The following is a 20,184-nucleotide window of genomic DNA, read 5'->3' as shown; positions in this document are numbered from 1 at the left end:
GGGGGCGACTATTCCTCCCGTCCCACATTTCTTCTGAGCCGGTCGGGTCGCCGGTTCACTCTGTGGGACGGGCCACACGGACCCGCGCGTCCGGCATCCCGGATGCGCGATAGCCTGACCGGTGGATCTCTCTTGATACCAAGAGATCGATCATTTGTACGTCCGTCCGCACCCCAGGGCAAGGACGCCCACCGCCAGCTGTCATACGGAGAACGCCATGACCCGCACTCCCGTGAACGTCACCGTCACCGGCGCGGCCGGCCAGATCGGTTACGCCCTCCTCTTCCGCATCGCCTCCGGCCAGCTGCTCGGCGCGGACGTGCCGGTCAAGCTGCGCCTGCTGGAGATCACGCCCGCGCTGAAGGCCGCCGAGGGCACCGCCATGGAGCTCGACGACTGCGCGTTCCCGCTCCTGCAGGGCATCGACATCACGGACGACCCGAACGTCGCCTTCGACGGCACCAACGTCGCCCTCCTCGTGGGCGCCCGCCCGCGCACCAAGGGCATGGAGCGCGGTGACCTGCTCTCCGCCAACGGCGGCATCTTCAAGCCGCAGGGCAAGGCCATCAACGACAACGCCGCGGACGACATCAAGGTCCTCGTCGTCGGCAACCCGGCCAACACCAACGCGCTCATCGCGCAGGCCGCCGCCCCGGACGTACCGGCCGAGCGCTTCACCGCGATGACCCGCCTCGACCACAACCGCGCGCTGACCCAGCTCGCGAAGAAGACGGGTTCGACGGTCGCCGACATCAAGCGCCTGACGATCTGGGGCAACCACTCCGCCACCCAGTACCCGGACATCTTCCACGCCACGGTCGCCGGCAAGAACGCCGCCGAGACCGTGAACGACGAGAAGTGGCTGGCCGAGGAGTTCATCCCGACCGTCGCCAAGCGCGGCGCGGCCATCATCGAGGCCCGTGGCGCGTCCTCGGCCGCCTCGGCCGCCAACGCCGCCATCGACCACGTGTACACGTGGGTCAACGGCACGGCGGACGGCGACTGGACCTCCATGGGCATCCCGTCGGACGGCTCCTACGGCGTCCCGGAGGGCCTGATCTCCTCCTTCCCGGTCACCACCAAGGACGGCCAGTACGAGATCGTCCAGGGCCTGGACATCAACGAGTTCTCCCGCGCCCGCATCGACGCCTCCGTGAAGGAGCTCGAGGAGGAGCGCGAGGCGGTCCGCGGTCTCGGCCTCATCTGAACCCACTGAGCCCGCACGGCTTTACGGTTCTGTCACGACCCTGCACGGGCCCCGTTCCGTTTCTTTCCGGAACGGGGCCCGTGGCCGTTTTCACCGCTACCGTCAGAACCGGTACCCAATGGGGTGATTCGGGGGGCGTGTCATGAGCGGTTGGGACGGCTACGACGACGGCCGCTCCGGTTCCGGACCGGAGCGCGAACCGAGCGAGGAGAGAGGCCAGGCGGCCTGGGCCGCCCAGCAGCCGGCAATTCGACCGCCGTGGTCGTCGGCCGAGACCCAGACGGGCCAGGCGCCCCCGCCCTGGGCCTCGGCGCCGACCCACACGGGCGGTGTCCTGCCGCCGACCTGGCCGCCACCACCGCCTCCCGCGGGCGCGGGCCGGGGAGCCCGCCGTGTTCTGGCCGTCCTCACGGCCACGCTCGTCCTCGGCGCGGGCGCCGGAGCAGGCGCCTGGTACCTCACCCGCGACCACGCGCGCGGCACCGGGGCCGCGCCCGCGACGAGCGTGAGTGTCACGGTCACGGCGACCCCGCCGCAGAGTCCGACGCCCACCCCCACCGCGTCGGCCTCGCTGCTGACGTCCTCGTCCTCGTCCCCGTCCGCCGGCTACCGCCGCACCCAGGACCCCATCGGCTACTCGGTCGACGTCCCGACGGGCTGGACCCGGCGCGAGGAGCAGGGCAAGCTCGCGCGGATCGTCTACTACGACGCTCCCTCCGACGGCCGTCAGCTGCAGATCTTCGAGGTCACCGAGTCCACCCCGTACGCCTCCCTGACCCTCGCCGAGACCGATCCCGGCTACGGCTTCGCCAAGCAGCCCGGCTACCGGGTCGTCGAGCGCGACCGCGGCGACACCTGGGCGGAACTGGTGTATCGCTACGACGACGAGGAAAAGGGTGCTCGGCAGGTGATCGACCATCGGTTCCGGGCCGTGGACGGGACGCTGTACGCGATCCGGTCCAGTGGGCCCGCGGATCTCGATCCCGGGCTGGTGCGGGGGCCGTTGGCGATGGCGGTGCGGTACTTCTGCCCCGCGGGGGCCGACTGTTCGTAGACTCTCCCGGTCACGGGACGGGCTGCTTGGCGGGGGCGGGCGAGGCAGCCCTACGAGAGGGGCCGGCGCTTCCGCGGTGGCCGGCCACGACCACCGCCGTTGCCGCCAGGACCAGCACGCCCACCGTCCGCAGGGCCGGGCCCATGCCGTCGGTGAAGCCGGGGTGGGAGGCCAGGACCGTGCCGGTGACGGCGACGCCGAGGGCCGCGCCGATCTCGCGGGCCGAGGTGCCGAGGCCGGAGCCGAGGCCCGCCTGGTGGGCGGGGAGGGACGTGACGACGCCGAGGGTGAGGGCCGGCATGGACAGGCCCGCGCCGGCCGAGATGACGAGAAGCCAGCAGGCGTACAGGGCGTAGGGCGTGGTCGCGTCCGCGGTGGACGCGCCGAGCAGGCCGAGCCCGATCAGTGCGAGACCGGCGCCGATGACCGGGCGCGGGCGTGACGCCCAGCGCGCCGCCAGTTTCGGGACGAGCGCCATGCCGACGATCAGCGGCACGATCGCGACCCCGGTGACGGCGGGGCCGTAGCCCTTCACGCCTTGCAGGTACTGGGAGTTGACGTAGAAGAGGGCGAAGAGGCCGAAGAAGCCGGTCGTCATGCCGAGGGTCGTGGCGCGCAGTCGGGGTGAGCGGAGGACCCGGGGGTCGAAGAGGGGGCTGCGGGAGCGCAGGGCGTGGAGCGTGAAGGCGGCCGTGAGGAGGGCTCCGGCCGCGAAGACGGCCAGGATGCGCGCGGAACCCCAGCCGTACGCCGGGCCCTCGATGATGCCGAAGAGGAGTGCGACCAGGGCCGCGGTGAGCAGCAGGGTGCCCAGGGGGTCGAGATGGTTGCCGGCGGCTCGTTCCGTGCGCGGGGTGGTGAGGGCGACGGCGACGGCGAGCAGCGCGGCCAGGGGTACCATCGCCCCGAACAGGGCGCGCCAGGTGAGGAATTGGCCCACCAGACCACCGCCGAGGTTGCCGAACATGCCGCCGAGGCCGATGGCCAGTGTCCAGGAGGCCATCGCCTGTGCACGGCGTTCCGGGCCGGCGAGGCGCATCAGGATCGACATCGTGGCCGGGGTGATCAGCGCGGCCCCCGCGCCGGAGACACCGCGGCCGGTGATGAGGAGGGCGGGGCTCGGTGCGAGCGCGCCGGTGGCCGCGCCCGCCGCGAACAGGCCGAGGCCGGCGAGCAGGGCGCCCTTGCGGCCGTACCGGTCGCCGAGCGCTCCGGCCGGGATCAGAAGGGACGCGAAGACGATGACGTACGCGTCGACCGTCCACAGGATCGCGGCGTGCGAGGGATGCAGGGACGACGAACTCAGCTGCGGGATCAGGAGGTTGATGGCGGCGACCATGCTCTGGGCGACCAGGACGCAGGCGCACAGCGCCAGCAGGGTGGACCGTTTCAGGGCGTGCGGGGGCATGGCTCCTCCCAGGGAGCTCGACGGGTGGTGTGGGACGCCCTGTCACCGTAGGCTCGGTCGCGTCCTGCACTCCAGTGCAAGCTTTGCAAGGGATCGATGCGTGTGACGCAATCAAGCAGTCTGGATCTCAATCTGCTGGTCGCCCTGGATGTGCTGCTGGAGGAGCAGAGCGTGGGCGGGGCCGCCCGTCGGCTGCATCTCTCCGAACCGGCGATGTCCCGCACCCTCGGCCGGATCCGCAAGGCGCTCGGCGACCCGGTGCTGGTGCGGGCCGGACGGCAGATGGTGCCGACGCCGCACGCGCTGGCCGTGCGGGCCGAGGTGAGTGCGGTGGTGGAGCGGGCCCGGGCGTTGTTCGCGCCGGGCAGGGACGCGGACCTCAGGACCGTGCACCGCACGCTCACGATCATCGGCCACGACGCCGTCGCCGCCGCCTGCGGCGCCACCCTGTTCGCCCGCGCCGCCGAGGAGGCGCCCGGCATCCGTATCCGGTTCCTGGCGGAGAGCCATGTGGACGCTCCGGTCCTGCGCGAGGGAACCGCCGATCTTGAGATCGGGGTCGTGGACACGACGGCACCCGAGGTGCATGTGGAAGCCCTGCACGAGGACCGGATGGTGGGCGTCGTACGGGCCGGACACCCGCTGCTGGAGGGCGAGTTGACGGCGGAGCGGTTCGCCTCGGAGGCCGATCATCTGACCGTCTCGCGGCGGGGGAGGCTGCACGGGCCCGTGGACACGGCCCTCGCCGAACTCGGCCTGAAACGGCGGGTGGTGGGGGCGGTCGCCACCTTCCCGGCCTCGCTGTTCATCGTCCGGGACACCGACCTCGTCGGGCTGATCAACTCGTGGGCCCTGCCGTCGGCGGCAACCCTGGACCTGGTCACCTTCGACCTGCCGCTCCGGCTCCCGCCGCTGCAGCTCGGGCTGGCCTGGCATCCGCGGCACGATGCCGATCCGGCGCATGCCTGGCTGCGGCGGACGGTGCGGGAGTTGCTGGCCCAGTGGTCAGCCGGCCGGGCCGGGTAGACGCTTCTCGAACCAGTGGTCGCCGTAGACGTGGTCGACGTAGGCGGGGATCTCCGTGTAGCCGGACGCCCGGTACATCGCCTGCGCCTCGGTGAGGCTCGCGTGGGTGTCCAGGCGTACGACAGTGCAGTCGCGCGCGGCCGCCGCCTGCTCCAGTGCGCCGAGGATCCGGCGGGCGAGGCCGAGGCGCCGGGCCTCCGGGTGCACCCACACGTGCCGGATCTCGCCGACGCCGGGTTCCAGGCGCCGCAGCGCGCCGCAGCCCACCGGGCGGCCCTCCTCGTACGCGACGAAGAACGCGCCCGCCTCACCGGACACCTCCTCCGGCCCCACCAGGTCGGACTTGTCGAAACCCTCGGGGAAGCGGGCGTCGATGTCGGCGGCGTACGCGTCCAGGCAGGCGCGGGCGTCCGGGGCGGCGCCGTCGACGAGTTCGACGGTGATGGCGGCCAGGCGCAGCAGGCGCTGCGAGGTGGTCATCGCCTCGATCAGCTGCACGCGCTGCCCGGGGGTGAGGGTGTCCAGCAGGCCTGCCGCGAGCGCGTTGGCCCGGCGGTTCTGCTCCTTGACCTCGACGCGTCCGGCGGGCGTCGGCTCGACCATGCGCAGCCGGTTGTCGTCCGGGTGGACGCTGAGCCGGACCAATCCCTGTGCCTCGAGCGCCCTGGCCATGCGGCTCAGATATCCGGCGTCCAGCCCGAGGCGGCTCCTGAGTTCCCGGAGTGAGACCCCGCCCGGTTTCCCGGCGATCTCGAACAGCAGACGGGCCTCGCCGAGTGGGCGGTCCTGGCCGAGGTAGTGGTCGTCCAGCGCACCGATACGGCGCGTGAAGTAGCGGTTGAACCGGCGGAGCGCCGCCACCTGCTCCGTCGACACCGGCTCCGTACGTCCTGGCTCCATATTCTTTGACTTTAGTCAAAGAATATGGGTGAGTCCATCCCTTCGCATTCCGCTTCCGCCCGTCCCACCAGCCCCTCTATGCTGATGGTTTGTCAACTGAACGTCTGACAACGGTCTTTCCACGCATCGGGGGAGTTCGCGTGAGCACCGCATATGTGCCACAGCAACCGCAGCCGACGACGCCCGCAGGGGCGCCACCCACCCCACCACCCACCCCTCCGCACGCCAGCGAGGCGACCCGGCTGCTGTGCGCGGGCACCTATCTGGACTCCGGTTACCGCGACCGCGTGATCGAGGAACTGCACCTCAACGAGCAGCGGATCGTGGCGCCCTCGCTCGGCTTCGACGCCGCCCGCGTGCTCGCGCACGCCCTGCGCGCCCGCCGGCAGGAGCTGCTGTGGGCCGGGGCGATCATCGGGCTGTGGGTGGTCGGCTCGGCCGTCAGTGCAGGCCTGCTGTTCTTCTTCCTCTGGCCGAGTGTGCTGCTCGCCCTCGCGCCGTGGATCAGGGGCCGTGGCGAACAGCCGTCACTGCCCCGCCGGATCGCCGCGTTCCTCGTCCGCTGGTGGGGTCGTTCGTTCTTCGCGGTGGTGCTGGTCCTGGTCGTCGTCGCCGGGTTCGGCGGCGGTTCGGACGACAGCTCCTCCTACGGTTCGTCCAGCTCCGACTACGGCTACGGCTACTCGGACTCGCCGAGCGTCGGCGATGTGTTCTCGCCGAGCAACATCACCGACGCGATCAAGCCGTGGCAGGCCTGGTTCACGCTCGCCGTGTTCGCGCTCATCGCCTGGTGCGTGCACGTCCAGCGCCACCAGTTCAGCCGCGCGCTGGCCGCCGAACTCTCCCCGCAGCGCTTCCCGGACGCCGCCTCCGACCCCGCAGAGCAGGCCGAGAACCCGCGCTTCCAGCGGCTGAAGCAGCGCATCCGGGTCGAGCAGCACGCGCCGCTGGTCATGTACCACGAGGCGCGTCCGTTCTGCGGGGCCGGAGCGGCCTACGCCACCTGGGTGCTGGCCGTCGAGCTGAAGCCGGACAAGCTGGAGAAGCAGCAGCCGCTCAGCAACGCCGCGGTCCTGAAGCGGATCCGCCCGCTGCTCGAACAGCTCCGCGTCCCCGCCCAGTACGCAGGTCCCGGCGTCCGTGACCGGCTGCGCTGGCTGGAGATCGACGAGTGCGTGTTCCTGCCCGCGGAGGGGCTGCTCACCCGGGACCAGGCGCCGTACACCCCGCAGGCCTTCGAGGAGCACCGCGCGCGGGCGGTCGAGGAGGGTGCCGAGAAGCGACGGCACTTCCTGCGCATCCGCGTCGGCGGCTGGGAGGAGGAGCTGGTCGTCACGGTCTTCGTGCGCATCCACACCCAGGGCGGGATGCTGATGCTGGAGATAGCGCCGCATGTGCTGACGCCGGTGCGGGCGGACTTCAAGGACGCCGACCGTACGGCGCACCGGTTCCGGAACAACAATGTGCTCGGCAAGGCGGCCGGCGCCGTCGTCCTGGTGCCCGCGTCGGCGGGGCGCTCGTTCGCCCAGCTCGGCCGCGGCCTGGTGTACGTGTGGCGGCTGCTGACCGGCGGCCATGCGGGCGCACTGCCCGACGGTCCGGCGCTGTCGGTGCGCGAACTGGGTTCGGTGCACGCCGGTTCGCTCTTCCAGGAGATGGACGTGGCCCGCTATCTGAAGAGCGTGCAGGACCGTGTCGCCAACGGGGTGCGGGCCGCGCTCGCCGAAGCCGGTTACGAGACCGGGGAGTTCATGCAGAAGATCGTGAACATCAGCAACGGCGACGTCCACATCGGCAACATCTCGGGCAGCAACAACTCGGTCGCGGCCGGCATGCAGAGCGCCGCCTCGTCGTCCTACTCCTCAGGTTCCAGTGTCTCGGGCGGCGCGGCGCCGCAGAAGGGGGCCGACAGCAATGGCCAGTGAACAGCCGAGCATCAACATCGGTGACATCTCGGGCAACGGCAACGCGGTCGCCGCCGGCAACAACGCAAGCGCCGAGAGCCATGTGCACCAGGGCACGGGAGCACAGCCGGACGAGGCGACCCGGCAACTCCTCGCAGCCGTACGGAAGTTGCGGGAAGACCTGGCGCTGGTGAACAGCACCGAGCAGACGGTCGCGCTGGGCGAGGCGCTCGCCGACACGGAGACCGAGATCAACAGCACCGGTCAGGCGGGGCCCACGCGCCGCCAGCGTCTGCGGGAACTGCTCACCGACTCCCAGGCCCTGGTCACCTTCCTCTCCTCCGCCGGCGCCCTGGCCGGCCTTCTGGGGCGGTGAGAGGTACACGATGAGCGGGGGACAGCGGTACTGGAACGAGGACACCCAGCGCTGGGAGGACGGCACGGGCGGCAGCCCGGCGGCCGAGCCCACGCTGCCGACGCCGCCGGAGGAGGGGACGCCGCCCACCGGACCGGCCTACCCGGCGCCCCCGACCTCGACTCCCACCGTGGGGACGCAGACTCCCCCCGTGGGGCCCGAGACTCCCACCGTGGGGGCGCAGAGCTGGCCCGGCGGCGGTGCGGACAGCGCCTGGCACGGTCCGGGCGCCGAGGGCACCGTGCCGGAGTGGTCCAGTGGTGCCTCCTGGCCGCCCCCCGAGCCGCTCCCCGCACCCGCCCCCGCCGCAGGGCTTGACCGGCGGCTCGTCTGGTCCGTGGTCGTCGGCGCCGCCGTGGTCGGGGTCGCCGTCAGTCTCGTACTGACCCTGGTGGTCGGGAAGGACGACGGGCCGGGGAAGAAGCCCGTGGCGGCGAGTTCCGCGCCGTCCGCGACGGCTTCCGCGTCGCCGGAGGTGTCGCAGTCGCCGTTCGCCGACGGCACGGCATCGCCGTCCCCGTCGGCCTCCGCGCCGCCCGCGGGATACGAGCTGCGTGACGACACGGAGGGGTTCCGGATCGCGATACCCGACGGGTGGTCGCGCAGCAGCGTTGCCTCCATCTACGGGATGGCCGTGGTCAACTACCGCAGCGCCGACCGGGAACACCGGCTGCAGGTGTACCAGGTGCAGGAGTCGTCCCCCGACGCCTCCTTCAAGCTGTATCTGTCCGACCAGACCCGCAAGCCCGCCGGTTTCAAGAAGCTCGATCTGCAGAAGCTCGACGACGGCGAGTTCACCGGCTCACGGCTGGAGTACCAGGCCGACACGATCAAGGGCGAGCCCGACATCGGCACCTGGCACGTCTACGACGAGCGCTTCGTCGCGGCGGACGGCAACATCTACGCCATCGCCTCCTACGGCCCCGACTCCGACAGCCACGAGGACCAACTCGCCGACCTCACCACGGCGTTGGACTGGTTCTGCCCGCCCTATACGACCTGCGACGCGGAACCGGGGGTCGACTGACCCCTCTCCGTTCCAATCCGCTCCTGTTTCGCCCTATTTGCCCGCATTTTCAGTGACGCAGCGCACTTTTCGCCATGGATTGCGCATGCAACCGGAGGCGGGGGGCAGGTGCTCACGGTCCTCGTGAGGGACACATGTGTCACTCAGGGGTACCGAACAGGAACGGAAGGCAATACGGATCATGGCGGAGAGAGCGGAAACCCAGGGGCTGGACGCGCAGGCGACCATCCACGTGGCAGGGGAATGGCGAGAGGCCTTCTCCGGTGCCACGCGCGAGATCATCGACCCCGCGGACGGCCAGGGCTTCGCTCTGGTTGCGGAGGGTGACGAGAAGGACACGGACCTGGCGGTCGCGGCCGCCCGGCGCGCGTTCGACCACGGCGACTGGCCCCGCACCCCCGTGGCCGAGCGCGCCGCGCTGCTGCGCCGCGTCGCCGACCTCCTCGTGCGCGACCGCGAGCGGCTCGGACTGCTGGAGAGCCGCGACGCCGGCAAGACAGCCGAAGAGGGCCGGGTCGACATCGACTGCGTCGCCGACGCCTTCCGCTACTTCGCGGACCTGGTGGCCGGCGAGGCTCCCGGCCGGGTCGTCGACGCGGGCTCGCCCGACATCCACAGCGTCGTCGTGCACGAGCCCGTCGGCGTCTGCGCGCTGATCACACCCTGGAACTACCCCCTCCTCCAGGCCAGCTGGAAGATCGCCCCGGCTCTCGCGGCGGGCAACACCTTCGTGATCAAGCCGAGCGAGATCACCCCGCTCACCACCATCGCGCTCATCGACCTGCTCTCCGAGGCCGGGCTCCCCACCGGCGTCGCGGGCATCGTCACCGGACCCGGCCACGCCGTCGGCGCCCGGCTCGCCGAGCACCCCGACGTCGACCTGGTCTCCTTCACCGGCGGCCTGGTCAGCGGCACCAAGGTCGCGCAGGCCGCCGCCCCGAGCGTCAAGAAGGTCGCCCTGGAACTCGGCGGCAAGAACCCCAACGTCGTCTTCGCCGACGCCTGCGCGACGGACGAAGGGTTCGACACCGCCGTCGACCAGGCTCTGAACGCGGCCTTCATCCACAGCGGCCAGGTCTGCTCGGCCGGCTCCCGCCTCATCGTCGAGGAGTCCGTACGGGAGCGCTTCGTCGCCGAGCTCGCCCGCCGGGCCGCCCGGATCCGCCTGGGCCGCGGCACCGAGGACGGCGTCGAGTGCGGCCCCCTCGTCTCCGCGCAGCAGCGCGCCAAGGTCGAGGCGTACGTCGCCTCCGCGCTCGCCGAGGGTGCGGTGCTGCGGACCGGCGGCAAGCGCCCCGAGCCGTCGCCGGAACGCCCCGCGGACGGCTACTTCTACGAGCCGACCGTCCTCGACCAGTGCCATCGCGAGATGCGCGTCGTGCGGGAAGAGGTCTTCGGGCCTGTCCTCACCGTGGAGACCTTCCGCACCGAGGACGAGGCCGTCGCCCTCGCGAACGACACCGAGTACGGCCTTGCGGGCGCCGTCTGGACCGCCGACGCGGGGCGTGCCCGGCGAGTGGCCGGCCGGCTGCGGCACGGCACCGTCTGGATCAACGACTTCCATCCCTACCTTCCGCAGGCGGAGTGGGGTGGGTTCGGCAAGAGCGGGGTGGGGCGTGAGCTCGGCCCTGCGGGGCTCGCCGAGTACCGCGAGACGAAGCACGTCTACCAGAACCTCGCGCCGAAGGCGGTTCGCTGGTTCGCCGGTTAGTACCTGGGTCAACTGTTCGACTACGGATGTGCCGTGACGGTTGTCGGTCGTCTGCAGCGTCGTTGTGGCTGTTCGCGCAGTTCCCCGCGCCCCTTTGGGGCGTGTTCGATTCCCTCTGGAGTTACACCCACCATGTCCGAGAACACCCAGATCTACGACTACGTCGTCATCGGAGGCGGCACCGCCGGCTCCGTCATAGCGTCCCGGCTCACCGAGAACCCGGACGTCACCGTTGCCGTCATCGAGGGCGGGCCCAGTGACGTCGGGCGTGAGGACGTGCTGACGTTGCGCCGCTGGATGGGCCTTCTTGGCGGCGAGCTGGACTACGACTACCCCACCACCGAGCAGCCCCGCGGCAACTCGCACATCCGGCACAGCCGGGCCCGTGTGCTCGGCGGCTGCTCCTCGCACAACACGCTGATCGCCTTCAAGCCGCTGCCGTCCGACTGGGACGAGTGGGAGGAGGCCGGCGCCAAGGGCTGGGGCGCGGTACCGATGGAGGCGTACTACGCCCGGCTGAAGAACAACATCGTCCCGGTCGAGGAGAAGGACCGGAACGACATCGCACACGACTTCGTCGACGCAGCGCAGCACGCGGTCGGTGTCCCCCGGATCGAGGGCTTCAACCGCTCGCCGTTCACCGAGGGAGTCGGTTTCTTCGACCTCGCCTACCACCCCGAGAACAACAAGCGGTCCTCGGCTTCGGTGGCGTATCTGCACCCGGTGATGGACGAGCGCGAGAACCTGACGATCCTCCTGGAGACCTGGGCGTACCGGCTGGAGCTGAACGGCACCCGGGCGGAGGGCGTGCACGTCCGTACGAAGGACGGCGAGGAGATTCTCGTACGGGCGCGGAACGAGGTGCTGCTCTGTGCCGGTGCCGTCGACTCCCCGCGGCTGCTGCTGCACTCGGGCATCGGTCCTCGGCAGGACCTGGAGGCGCTCGGCATACCCGTGGCGCTCGACCTGCCGGGCGTCGGCGAGAACCTGCTCGACCACCCCGAGTCGGTGATCGTCTGGGAGACCCACGGCCCCCTCCCGGAGAACTCCGCGATGGACAGCGACGCCGGCCTGTTCGTGCGCCGCGACCCCGAACACCAGGGCCCGGACCTGATGTTCCACTTCTACCAGGTGCCGTTCACGGACAACCCGGAGCGGATCGGCTACGAACGGCCGAGGTACGGCGTGTCGATGACGCCCAACATCCCGAAGCCGAAGAGCCGCGGCCGGCTGTACCTCACCAGCGCCGACCCGTCGGACAAGCCCGCCCTCGACTTCCGCTATTTCACGGACGAGGACGACTACGACGGCCGCACCCTGGTCGACGGCATCCGCATCGCCCGTGAGATCGCCGCGACCGAGCCGCTGGCCGGCTGGCTCAAGCGCGAGGTGGCCCCCGGCCCGCACATCACGGGCGACGAGGAGCTGAGCGTGTACGCCCGCAGCGTCGCGCACACCGTGTACCACCCGGCGGGCACCTGCCGTATGGGTTCGAGCGACGACGAACTGGCCGTCGTCGACCCGCAGTTGAGGATCCGCGGTCTGGACGGCATCCGCATCGCGGACGCCTCCGTGTTCCCGACCATGACCGCCGTGAACCCGATGATCGGAGTGCTGATGGTCGGGGAGAAAGCCGTAGACCTGATCGGAAGTGGTGCGTGATGAGCGTGATGAATTCGCCGGTCTTTTCCGTCGAGGGACTGTGGAAGGTGTTCGGCCCGAAGGCCGACCGCGTCCCCGCCGATCCCGGACTGACCTCGCTGGAACCCGCCGAGCTCCGCGCCCGCACGGGCTGCACCGCCGCCGTGCGTGACGTCTCCTTCGACGTGCGCAAGGGCGAGGTGTTCGTGGTGATGGGCCTGTCCGGCTCCGGCAAGTCCACGCTGGTGCGCTGTCTGACCCGGCTGATCGAGCCGACGGCCGGCACGATCGCCATCGACGGCGAGGACGTCCGCGCCATGGACAAGTCCCGGCTGCGCGAACTGCGCCGCCACCGTGCCGCCATGGTCTTCCAGCACTTCGGTCTCCTGCCGCACCGCACGGTCCTCGACAACGTGGCGTACGGCCTGGAGATCCAGGGCGTGAACAAGTCCGAGCGGCGGGCACGCGCCCAGGAGGTCGTCGCCAAGGTCGGCCTGGACGGCATGGAGCAGCGCCGCCCGAGCCAGCTCTCCGGCGGTCAGCGGCAGCGCGTGGGTCTCGCCCGCGCCCTGGCCGTCGACCCCGAGGTCCTGCTCTTCGACGAGCCGTTCAGCGCCCTCGACCCGCTGATCCGGCGGGACATGCAGGAGGAGGTGGTCCGCCTGCACCGCGAGGAGGGCCGCACGATGGTCTTCATCACCCATGACCTGAGCGAGGCGCTGAAGCTCGGCGACCGCATCGCGCTGATGCGCGACGGCCGGGTCGTCCAGCTGGGAACCCCCGAGGAGATCGTGGGCAGCCCGGCCGACGACTACGTCCGCGAGTTCGTCCGGGACGTCTCCCGTGAGCAGGTCATGACCGTACGCACGGCCATGCGGCCCGGGGACTGCGGCGGCACGGAGCATCCCGGTGCACTCGCCCCCGACGAGCTCGTCGCCGACGCGATCAAGGTCGTGGCCGCAAGCGGCAAGCCGGCGTGTGTCGTCGACGACGGCCGCTGCCTGGGTGTCGTCGACCACGAAAGGCTCCTCGGCGTCGTCGCCGGAACGGAGCCGCAGAAGGAGGCGGCGTGATGGCAACCGTCACCGCATCCGCCCCGCGCGCACTGCCCGGTGGACTGCTGAAACACCGTGCGGTGCAGAAGCTGCTGCTTCTCGCGCTCGCCGCCGCGATCCTCGTCCCGCTCGCCAACGCACAGTGGGCCAGCGGCAGTTGGCCGGCCTCCCTCACCGTCGACCTCACCAAGCCGCTGACCAGCGCCAGCAACTGGATCATCGACAACCGGGACAGCAACCCCCTGTTCCTCTACTTCTTCGGCTACATCAGCAACGCGGTAGTGATCTCCGTACGCGCCGTGTACCTGGTGCTCCTCGCCGCGGGCTGGGCCGGCGTCACGGCGATAGGAGCCCTCGTCGCCTGGCGGGTCGCCGGCATCAGGCTCGCCCTGGGCACAGCGGCAGCGTTCCTCGCCTGCGGTCTTCTCGGCATGTGGGTGCCGACCATGCAGACGCTGGCGCTCATGGTGGTCGCCGTGCTCGTGTCGGTCGTCGTCGGAGTGGTCCTCGGGCTCGCCGCCGGGCTCTCCGACCGTCTCGACCGCGGCCTGCGTCCGGTCCTCGACACCATGCAGGTGCTGCCCGCCTACGCGTATCTGCTGCCCGTCGTCCTGGTCTTCGGCATGGGCGTGCCCGCCGCCGTCCTCGCCACCGTCGTCTACGCCGCCCCGCCGATGGCCCGCCTCACCGCCCTCGGTCTGCAGGGCGCCGACAAGGAGGTCCTGGAGGCCGTCGACTCGCTCGGTGCCACCGCGCCCCAGCGCCTGCTGACCGCCCGGATCCCGCTGGCCCGCAAGGAGCTCCTCCTCGGCCTCAACCAGACGATCATGATGGCGCTGTCGATGGCCGTCATCGCCTCCGTCATCGGCGCGGGCGGCCTCGGTGACCGCGTCTATCAGGCGCTGGCCTCCGTCGACGTGGGCGCGGCGCTCGCGGCCGGCATCCCGATCGTGCTGCTCGCCGTCGTACTGGACCGCGTGACCGGCGCCGCGGGCGAGCAGGCCGGCGAGGAGCCCGGAAGCCTGAGGCCGTGGCTCTACGCCGCTGCCGCCGCCGTGGCCGTCGCGCTCGCCGGACGGCTGGCGGGCCGCCTCGACTGGCCCGACTCCTGGACGTTCAACATCGCCGAGCCGGTCAACCGTGCCGTCGACTGGATGACCGCGCACCTGTACTCGGGCGTGCCCGTCGTGGGCGGCACCGCCGACTGGGCGGGCCACTTCACGACCTGGGTGCTGAACCCGGTCCGCAGTGGTCTGCAGAGCCTGCCCTGGTGGTCGGTCCTGCTCGTGGTCGCCGCTCTGGCCTGGCTGATCGGCACCTGGCGCACCGCGCTCACCGCGGTCCTGGCCATGGCCGCGATCGGCGTGCTCGGCGTGTGGCAGCCCTCCCTCGACACGCTCTCCCAGGTGCTGGCGGCCGTCGCCGTCACCCTGGTCCTGGGCTTCGCCATCGGTATCGCGGCGGCCCGCAGCGACCGTTTCGAACGGGCCCTGCGCCCCGTCCTGGACGTCTTCCAGACGATGCCGCAGTTCGTGTACCTGATCCCGGTGGTCGCGCTGTTCGGCGTGGGCCGCGCGCCCGCCGCGGCGGCCGCCGTCGTCTACGCGCTGCCCGCCGTCGTCCGCATCACCACACAGGGCCTGCGCCAGGTCGACCCGGCCGCCCTGGAGTCGGCCCGCTCGCTCGGCGCGACCCCCGCCCAGCAGCTGCGCCAGGTGCAACTCCCCCTCGCCCGCCCGGCGTTGCTGCTCGCCGTCAACCAGGGCGTGGTCCTCGTCCTCGCCGTCGTCGTCATCGGCGGCCTGGTCGGCGGCGGCGCACTCGGCTACGACACCGTCTTCGGCCTGGCACAGGGCGACCTGGCGACCGGCCTGGTGGCGGGTGCTGCGATCGTCTGCCTCGGCCTGATGCTCGACCGGGTGACCCAGCCGACCGAACGCCGCGCGAAGAAGGGAGCGTGACATGCGACGTCGTATGTGGATGAGTACGAGTGCGGGTACGACCGCCGTGGTGGGCTCTCTGGTGCTGCTCACCGGCTGCGGTGCCGCCGACATGACCAAGCAGGCGTCCCCGTTCGCCAACGCGCAGGGCGCCAAGAGCGTGACCCTGTCCGTCCAGTCGTGGGTGGGCGCGCAGTCCAACGTGGCCGTCGCCCAGTACCTCCTGGAGCACAAGCTGGGCTACCGGGTCGACACCGTCCAGGTGGACGAGGTCCCCGCCTGGGACGCGCTCAGCCAGGGCCGCGTCGACGCCATCCTGGAGGACTGGGGCCACCCCGACCAGGAGAAGCGCTACGTCGACGACAAGAAGACCATCGCGCGCGGCGGCGGCCTCGGGGTGACCGGCCACATCGGCTGGTACGTGCCGACGTACCTGGTCAAGCAGCACCCCGACATCACGAACTGGAAGAACCTCAACAAGTACTCGTCGCTGTTCCGCACCGCGGAGAGCGGCGGCAAGGGCCAGCTGATGGACGGCTCACCGTCCTACGTCACCAACGACAAGGCGCTGGTGAAGAACCTGAAGCTGGACTACCAGGTGGTGTTCGCCGGCTCGGAGGCCGCGCAGATCACGCAGATGAAACAGTTCGCCAAGGAGAAGAAGCCCTTCCTGACGTACTGGTACGCCCCGCAGTGGCTGTTCAAGAAGGTCCCCATGACCGAGGTGAAGCTGCCGCCGTACAAGGAGGGTTGCGACGCGGACCCGGCGAAGATCACCTGCGCCTACCCGCACACCCCGCTGCAGAAGTACCTCAACGCCGGCTTCGCGAAGAACGGCGGCAAGGCGGCGGCCTTCCTGAAGAAGTTCAAGTGGACGACCGAGGACCAGAACGAGGTGTCCCTGATGATCGCCGACCAGAAGCTGACCCCGGAGCAGGCGGCGAAGAAGTGGGTGGACAGCCACGCGTCGACGTGGAAGGCGTGGCTGTCCTGATCACTTCTGCTTCCTCAGCTGCCCGGCCATCCCCTGCAGCGCCAGCGCCGCCCAGCGCTGGAGTCCCGGCCCGAACGTGATGCGAGTGGCCCCGAGTTCACCGAGTTCGGTGGGCGAGGGGCCCTTGCCGTCCAGCAAGCCGTGCACATTGATCGGCCCCTGGATCCCGGACCGCAGCAGCGGCAGTACGTCCGTCGGGGCGCCGATCGGATAGATGCAGTCGGCGCCCGCGGCGACGTACAACGCGGCCCGCTCGATGGCCCGTTCGGGGTAGCCGTCCCCGTGGGAGAAGGTGTCGACGCGGGCGTTGACGAAGAGCCGGCCGCCCGCCGCGTACCGCACCTCGGCGAGCCACTCGGCATGCTCGTGCGGGTCCTTGAGGACACCCCCGTTCGAGTCCTCGAGGTTGCAGCCCACGACGCCCGCCTCCAGGAGCCGCTCCACCAGCTCCTTCGGCGCGAGCCCGTACCCGCCCTCGACATCGGCCGACACCGGCACGTCCACGGCCCGTGCGATGCGCGCCACCGCAGCGAACATCTCGTCGGCCGGAGTCGAGCCGTCCTCGTGTCCGAGGGAGGCGGCGATCCCCGCGCTGGGCGTCGCGAGCGCGGGGAAACCGGCCTCCACGAACACCCGGGCGCTCGCCGCGTCCCACGGTCCGGGGAGGACGAGGGGGTCGTCCGGGGTGCGGCCCCTGTGCAGTGCGCGGAAGGCATCCACCTTGCTCATGACGTGCGACCCCCAGGCAGGATCCGGCTCACCGGTGCTGTCCCGCCTCGTAGTGGCCCGGGACCATGCGGCACGTCACACCGAACCGGTTCCACGCGTTGATCACCGTGATCGCGGCGATCAGCTGCGCCAGCTCGGGCTCCTCGAAGTGCTTGGCGGCGTGCTCGTAGACCTCGTCCGTGACGAAGCCGTCGGTCAGCACGGTGACCGCCTCGGTCAGCGCCAGAGCGGCGAGCTCCTTCTCCGTGTAGAAGTGCTTCGACTCCTCCCACGCGCCGAGCTGGATGATCCGCTCGACGCTCTCACCGGCCGCGAGCGCGTCCTTGGTGTGCATGTCCAGGCAGAACGCGCAGTGGTTGAGCTGCGAGGCACGGATCTTCACCAGCTCAAGCAGCTTCGGGTCGAGGCCCTGCCGGGCGGCCGCGTCGAGGCGGACCATCGCCTTGTAGACCTCGGGGGCGTGCTGGGCCCAGAGCAGCCGGGCGGGCTGCTCGGGCGCGTATGCGGTGGCTTCCTCTGTCGTCATGCCCTCGACCCTAGAAGCGAGGCAGCCCAGAGGTATGGTCCATTCCCATGGCGAAACCTTGGGCCAGTTTGGGCGTCGACCTGCACCTGGAACCGACGGGACCCGGGGTCCGCAGGGGCCTGACGAACGCCCTGCGCGAGGCCGTCCGCACCGGCCGGCTGGCCCCCGGCACCCGGCTGCCCTCCTCCCGCACCCTCGCCGCCGACCTGGGCATCGCCCGCAACACGGTCGCCGACGCATACGCCGACCTGGTCGCGGAGGGCTGGCTGACGGCACGGCAGGGCTCGGGCACCCGGGTGGCCGACCGGGCGGTGAACCGGCCGGCCGCACCCGCACCACGCCCCCGCGCCATCGGCAGCCCCGCCCACAACCTGATCCCCGGCACACCCGACCTGGCCTTCTTCCCCCGCGCCCAGTGGCTCAAGGCCGCCCGCCGCGCCCTCACCGCGGCCCCCTACCAGGCCCTCGACTACGGCGACCCGCGCGGCCGCATCGAACTGCGCACCGCCCTCGCCGACTACCTCGCCCGCGCCCGGGGCGTGCGCACCGACCCCGAACGCATCCTGGTGTGCGCCGGCATCTCCCAGGGCCTGCGCATTCTCGGCGCGGTACTGCGGGCGCGCGGCGCGAGCACGGTCGCCGTGGAGTCCTACGGCCTGTACGTGCACTGGGACCTGCTGGCGGAGGCCGGTCTGCGGACGGTCCCGCTGCCCTTCGACGAACGGGGCACGAACCCGGGGGAGTTGACGGACGAGGACGCCGTCCTGCTCACCCCCGCCCACCAGTTCCCGATGGGCGGCACCCTGCACCGCGACCGTCGGGCCGCCGCCGTCGGCTGGGCACGCCGCACCGGCGGCCTGCTCGTCGAGGACGACTACGACGGCGAGTTCCGCTACGACCGCCAGCCCGTCGGCGCCCTCCAGGGCCTGGACCCGGACCACGTCGTCTACGCGGGCACGGCCAGCAAGTCCCTCGCCCCCGGCCTCAGACTGGCCTGGCTGGTCCTGCCGCCGGACGTCGCCCAGGAGGCGGCGAAGGCCAAGGGGCACATCGACTCCTGCGGGGTCCTGGACCAGCTGACGCTCGCCGAGTTCCTCACCTCCGGCGCGTACGACCGCCATGTACGCGCCGCCCGGCTGCGCTACCGCCGCCGCCGGGACGCGCTCGTCGCGGAACTCGCGCGAAGGGCCCCACAGGTCGGTGCCACGGGTATCGCGGCGGGCCTGCACGTGGTGCTGCGGCTGCCGCCGGGCACCGAGCAGGCGACGCTGCGGGCGGCGGCCTGGCAGGGCCTCGCCGTGCACGGGCTGCACCGCTACCGGCACCCGGAAGCGACCGTCGAGCCGCACGACGCACTGGTGGTGGGCTACGGGACGCCGCCGGACAGCGCATGGGCGGGGACGCTCGACGCGCTGTGCGCGGCCCTGCCGGAGTCGGCAGGGCCGTAATCGCCTGGTGAGCTGACGGTCATGGCGGTCCTGCATGCCGAGGTGGGTGAGGATGCGGCCGCGTGTACGCGCCTCGATCCGCCCGGGCGTCCCGGGTGCCGTCGTCCGTCCGGGCCGGTGACGCGGACCCGGGTCAAGCCCGGTATCCCGATCCCGACCCGCCGCCCGTCCGCGCGCGCCGCACTGCCGTTCTGGCGCCTTGAATCCGTGCGGAAAGAAATGGCCGCGCGGTCGATTTACCAGCGGACAAGCAGCCGGAGGAACATTCGCTCACGCTGCTTCAGCGGCCGAGGCCTCCGTCGTCGGCGCCTCCCCGAAACGGGCCAGCGCCAGCGCCCCCGCGACGGCGACCAGGAACCCCAGCACCGCAAGCCAGGCGAGCCCCTCCCGCGTACGGTCCCCGAGCCACACCACACCCACCACCGCCGGCCCGATCGTCTCGCCGATCACCAGCCCGGCGGTGGCGGTGGTCACCGAGCCACGCTGCAACGCCGAGGTCAGCAACAGGAAGGCAGCGCCCCCGCCGATCACGAGGGCGTATGTCGCCGGGTTGGTGAGAAGCTCCGACGGTGCGAGCGAGTCGATCAGCCGCACCGACACCTCCACCACCCCGAACCCGAACCCGGCCCCCAGCCCGAGCATCAGCGCCCGCCCCCGCCCGGACCACCGCCCCCCGAACAGCCCGAGCAGCAACACCACGAGGGCGATCGCGAGCATCGCGTACTTCAGCGCCGTCGAACCGTCGCGATCCCCCTCGGCCCCGGACGCCAGCCCCAGCATGGCGAGCCCGGCGCACACCACTCCGACGGCACCCCACTCCGTCCCGCTCAGCCGCACCTGCAGCAGCCGCGCCGCGACCACCCCGGTCACCGCCAGGCTGGACGCGAGCGCCGCGGCGACCGCGTAGATCGGGATCGACCGCAGGGCGGCGATCTGGAACAGGAACCCCAGCCCGTCCAGCGCCAGCCCGGCCAGATACCGCCACTGCCGCAGGGCCCGCAGCAGCAGCGCCGCCTCCCCGCCCCCACCCGTACCGGCCGACCGCGCGGCGACCGCCTGCAAGACCGTCGCGGTACCGAAGCAGACCGCCGCGCCCAGCGCGCACACCATCCCAAAGATCACAAAGTGACTGTAGGGGAGACGCACAGGAAGCGGCGATGCCCTGGCGTCCGCTCTCACCGATCTCTGGCTTTACACAC

General features: G+C 71.4%; 17 protein-coding genes and 1 pseudogene. 12 read left to right on the top strand and 6 right to left on the bottom strand.

Going from position 1 to position 20,184, the window contains the following annotated elements; genetic code table 11:
• Positions 1 to 217 precede the first annotated feature (217 nt).
• Positions 218 to 1,207 carry a malate dehydrogenase gene (locus IH68_RS0107300; RefSeq protein ID WP_030930180.1) on the top strand — a complete coding sequence of 330 codons (990 nt, stop codon included), beginning with the start codon at positions 218 to 220 and terminating at the stop codon, positions 1,205 to 1,207.
• Between the two features lie 142 nt (positions 1,208 to 1,349).
• A complete protein-coding gene (locus IH68_RS0107295; RefSeq protein WP_030930177.1) occupies positions 1,350 to 2,261 on the top strand; it encodes a hypothetical protein in 912 nt (303 codons plus the stop codon).
• Between the two features lie 10 nt (positions 2,262 to 2,271).
• On the opposite strand, the gene IH68_RS0107290 is transcribed toward IH68_RS0107295, so the two are convergent.
• Positions 2,272 to 3,669, bottom strand: a complete 1,398-nt coding sequence (locus tag IH68_RS0107290; RefSeq protein ID WP_030930174.1) for an MFS transporter — start codon at positions 3,667 to 3,669, stop codon at positions 2,272 to 2,274.
• 96 nt (positions 3,670 to 3,765) lie between these two features.
• On the opposite strand from IH68_RS0107290, the gene IH68_RS0107285 reads away from it, so the two are divergent.
• The gene (locus IH68_RS0107285; RefSeq protein WP_030930170.1) at positions 3,766 to 4,695 is read left to right on the top strand and encodes a LysR family transcriptional regulator; all 930 of its coding nucleotides are present in this window, start codon (positions 3,766 to 3,768) and stop codon (positions 4,693 to 4,695) included.
• Here the strand turns inward: IH68_RS0107285 and IH68_RS0107280 are convergent.
• A complete protein-coding gene (locus tag IH68_RS0107280; RefSeq protein ID WP_030930167.1) occupies positions 4,675 to 5,595 on the bottom strand; it encodes a helix-turn-helix domain-containing GNAT family N-acetyltransferase in 921 nt (306 codons plus the stop codon). The two genes, IH68_RS0107285 and IH68_RS0107280, sit on opposite strands and share 21 nt — an antisense overlap.
• Positions 5,596 to 5,735: 140 nt before the next feature.
• Between IH68_RS0107280 and IH68_RS0107275 the strand changes: the two genes are divergently transcribed.
• The 8 genes from IH68_RS0107275 (at position 5,736) to IH68_RS0107240 (ending at position 16,282) form a co-directional block, all read left to right on the top strand.
• Positions 5,736 to 7,520, top strand: coding sequence for a hypothetical protein (locus tag IH68_RS0107275; protein ID WP_030930164.1), 1,785 nt, complete (start codon positions 5,736 to 5,738; stop codon positions 7,518 to 7,520).
• Positions 7,510 to 7,875 carry a hypothetical protein gene (locus IH68_RS0107270; protein WP_030930161.1) on the top strand — a complete coding sequence of 122 codons (366 nt, stop codon included), beginning with the start codon at positions 7,510 to 7,512 and terminating at the stop codon, positions 7,873 to 7,875. The genes IH68_RS0107275 and IH68_RS0107270 overlap by 11 nt, the downstream gene beginning before the upstream one ends.
• 10 nt (positions 7,876 to 7,885) lie before the next feature.
• Positions 7,886 to 8,941, top strand: coding sequence for a hypothetical protein (locus IH68_RS57020; RefSeq protein WP_199931849.1), 1,056 nt, complete (start codon positions 7,886 to 7,888; stop codon positions 8,939 to 8,941).
• A 181-nt stretch (positions 8,942 to 9,122) separates the two neighbouring features.
• A complete protein-coding gene (locus tag IH68_RS0107260) occupies positions 9,123 to 10,652 on the top strand; it encodes an aldehyde dehydrogenase family protein (RefSeq protein ID WP_030930155.1) in 1,530 nt (509 codons plus the stop codon).
• Positions 10,653 to 10,784: 132 nt separating this feature from the next.
• The gene (locus IH68_RS0107255) at positions 10,785 to 12,314 is read left to right on the top strand and encodes a GMC family oxidoreductase (protein ID WP_030930152.1); all 1,530 of its coding nucleotides are present in this window, start codon (positions 10,785 to 10,787) and stop codon (positions 12,312 to 12,314) included.
• 8 nt (positions 12,315 to 12,322) lie between these two features.
• Positions 12,323 to 13,366, top strand: coding sequence for a quaternary amine ABC transporter ATP-binding protein (locus IH68_RS0107250; protein WP_030930149.1), 1,044 nt, complete (start codon positions 12,323 to 12,325; stop codon positions 13,364 to 13,366).
• Positions 13,366 to 15,309, top strand: coding sequence for an ABC transporter permease (locus tag IH68_RS0107245; protein ID WP_030930146.1), 1,944 nt, complete (start codon positions 13,366 to 13,368; stop codon positions 15,307 to 15,309). The genes IH68_RS0107250 and IH68_RS0107245 overlap by 1 nt, the downstream gene beginning before the upstream one ends.
• A gap of 1 nt (position 15,310) precedes the next feature.
• Complete coding sequence (locus IH68_RS0107240) at positions 15,311 to 16,282, top strand: ABC transporter substrate-binding protein (protein WP_037884596.1); 972 nt, start codon at positions 15,311 to 15,313, stop codon at positions 16,280 to 16,282.
• Here the strand turns inward: IH68_RS0107240 and IH68_RS0107235 are convergent, their stop codons facing one another.
• Complete coding sequence (locus tag IH68_RS0107235) at positions 16,283 to 17,011, bottom strand: isocitrate lyase/PEP mutase family protein (RefSeq protein ID WP_030930142.1); 729 nt, start codon at positions 17,009 to 17,011, stop codon at positions 16,283 to 16,285.
• Positions 17,012 to 17,039: 28 nt separating this feature from the next.
• Complete coding sequence (locus IH68_RS0107230) at positions 17,040 to 17,537, bottom strand: carboxymuconolactone decarboxylase family protein (protein WP_030930139.1); 498 nt, start codon at positions 17,535 to 17,537, stop codon at positions 17,040 to 17,042.
• Between the two features lie 47 nt (positions 17,538 to 17,584).
• Here IH68_RS0107230 and IH68_RS0107225 point away from each other — a divergent pair, with 47 nt between their 5' ends.
• Positions 17,585 to 18,985 (top strand): PLP-dependent aminotransferase family protein, encoded by a 1,401-nt coding sequence (locus tag IH68_RS0107225; RefSeq protein WP_030930137.1) that lies wholly within the window; start codon positions 17,585 to 17,587, stop codon positions 18,983 to 18,985.
• 9 nt (positions 18,986 to 18,994) lie between these two features.
• On the opposite strand, the pseudogene IH68_RS57875 reads toward IH68_RS0107225, so the two are convergent.
• Together IH68_RS57875 and IH68_RS0107220 are read right to left on the bottom strand one after the other, a co-directional pair.
• Positions 18,995 to 19,206 (bottom strand): annotated as a pseudogene (locus tag IH68_RS57875) (long-chain acyl-CoA synthetase); the annotation flags it as partial.
• Between the two features lie 49 nt (positions 19,207 to 19,255).
• Positions 19,256 to 20,095 (bottom strand): hypothetical protein, encoded by an 840-nt coding sequence (locus IH68_RS0107220; RefSeq protein ID WP_030930135.1) that lies wholly within the window; start codon positions 20,093 to 20,095, stop codon positions 19,256 to 19,258.
• Positions 20,096 to 20,184 lie beyond the last annotated feature (89 nt).

This window comes from Streptomyces sp. NRRL S-646, from assembly GCF_000720765.1.
Lineage (GTDB): Bacteria > Actinomycetota > Actinomycetes > Streptomycetales > Streptomycetaceae > Streptomyces.
The sequence above is the reverse complement of the archived record's forward strand: the minus strand, read 5'-3'. Positions and strand labels throughout refer to the sequence as shown.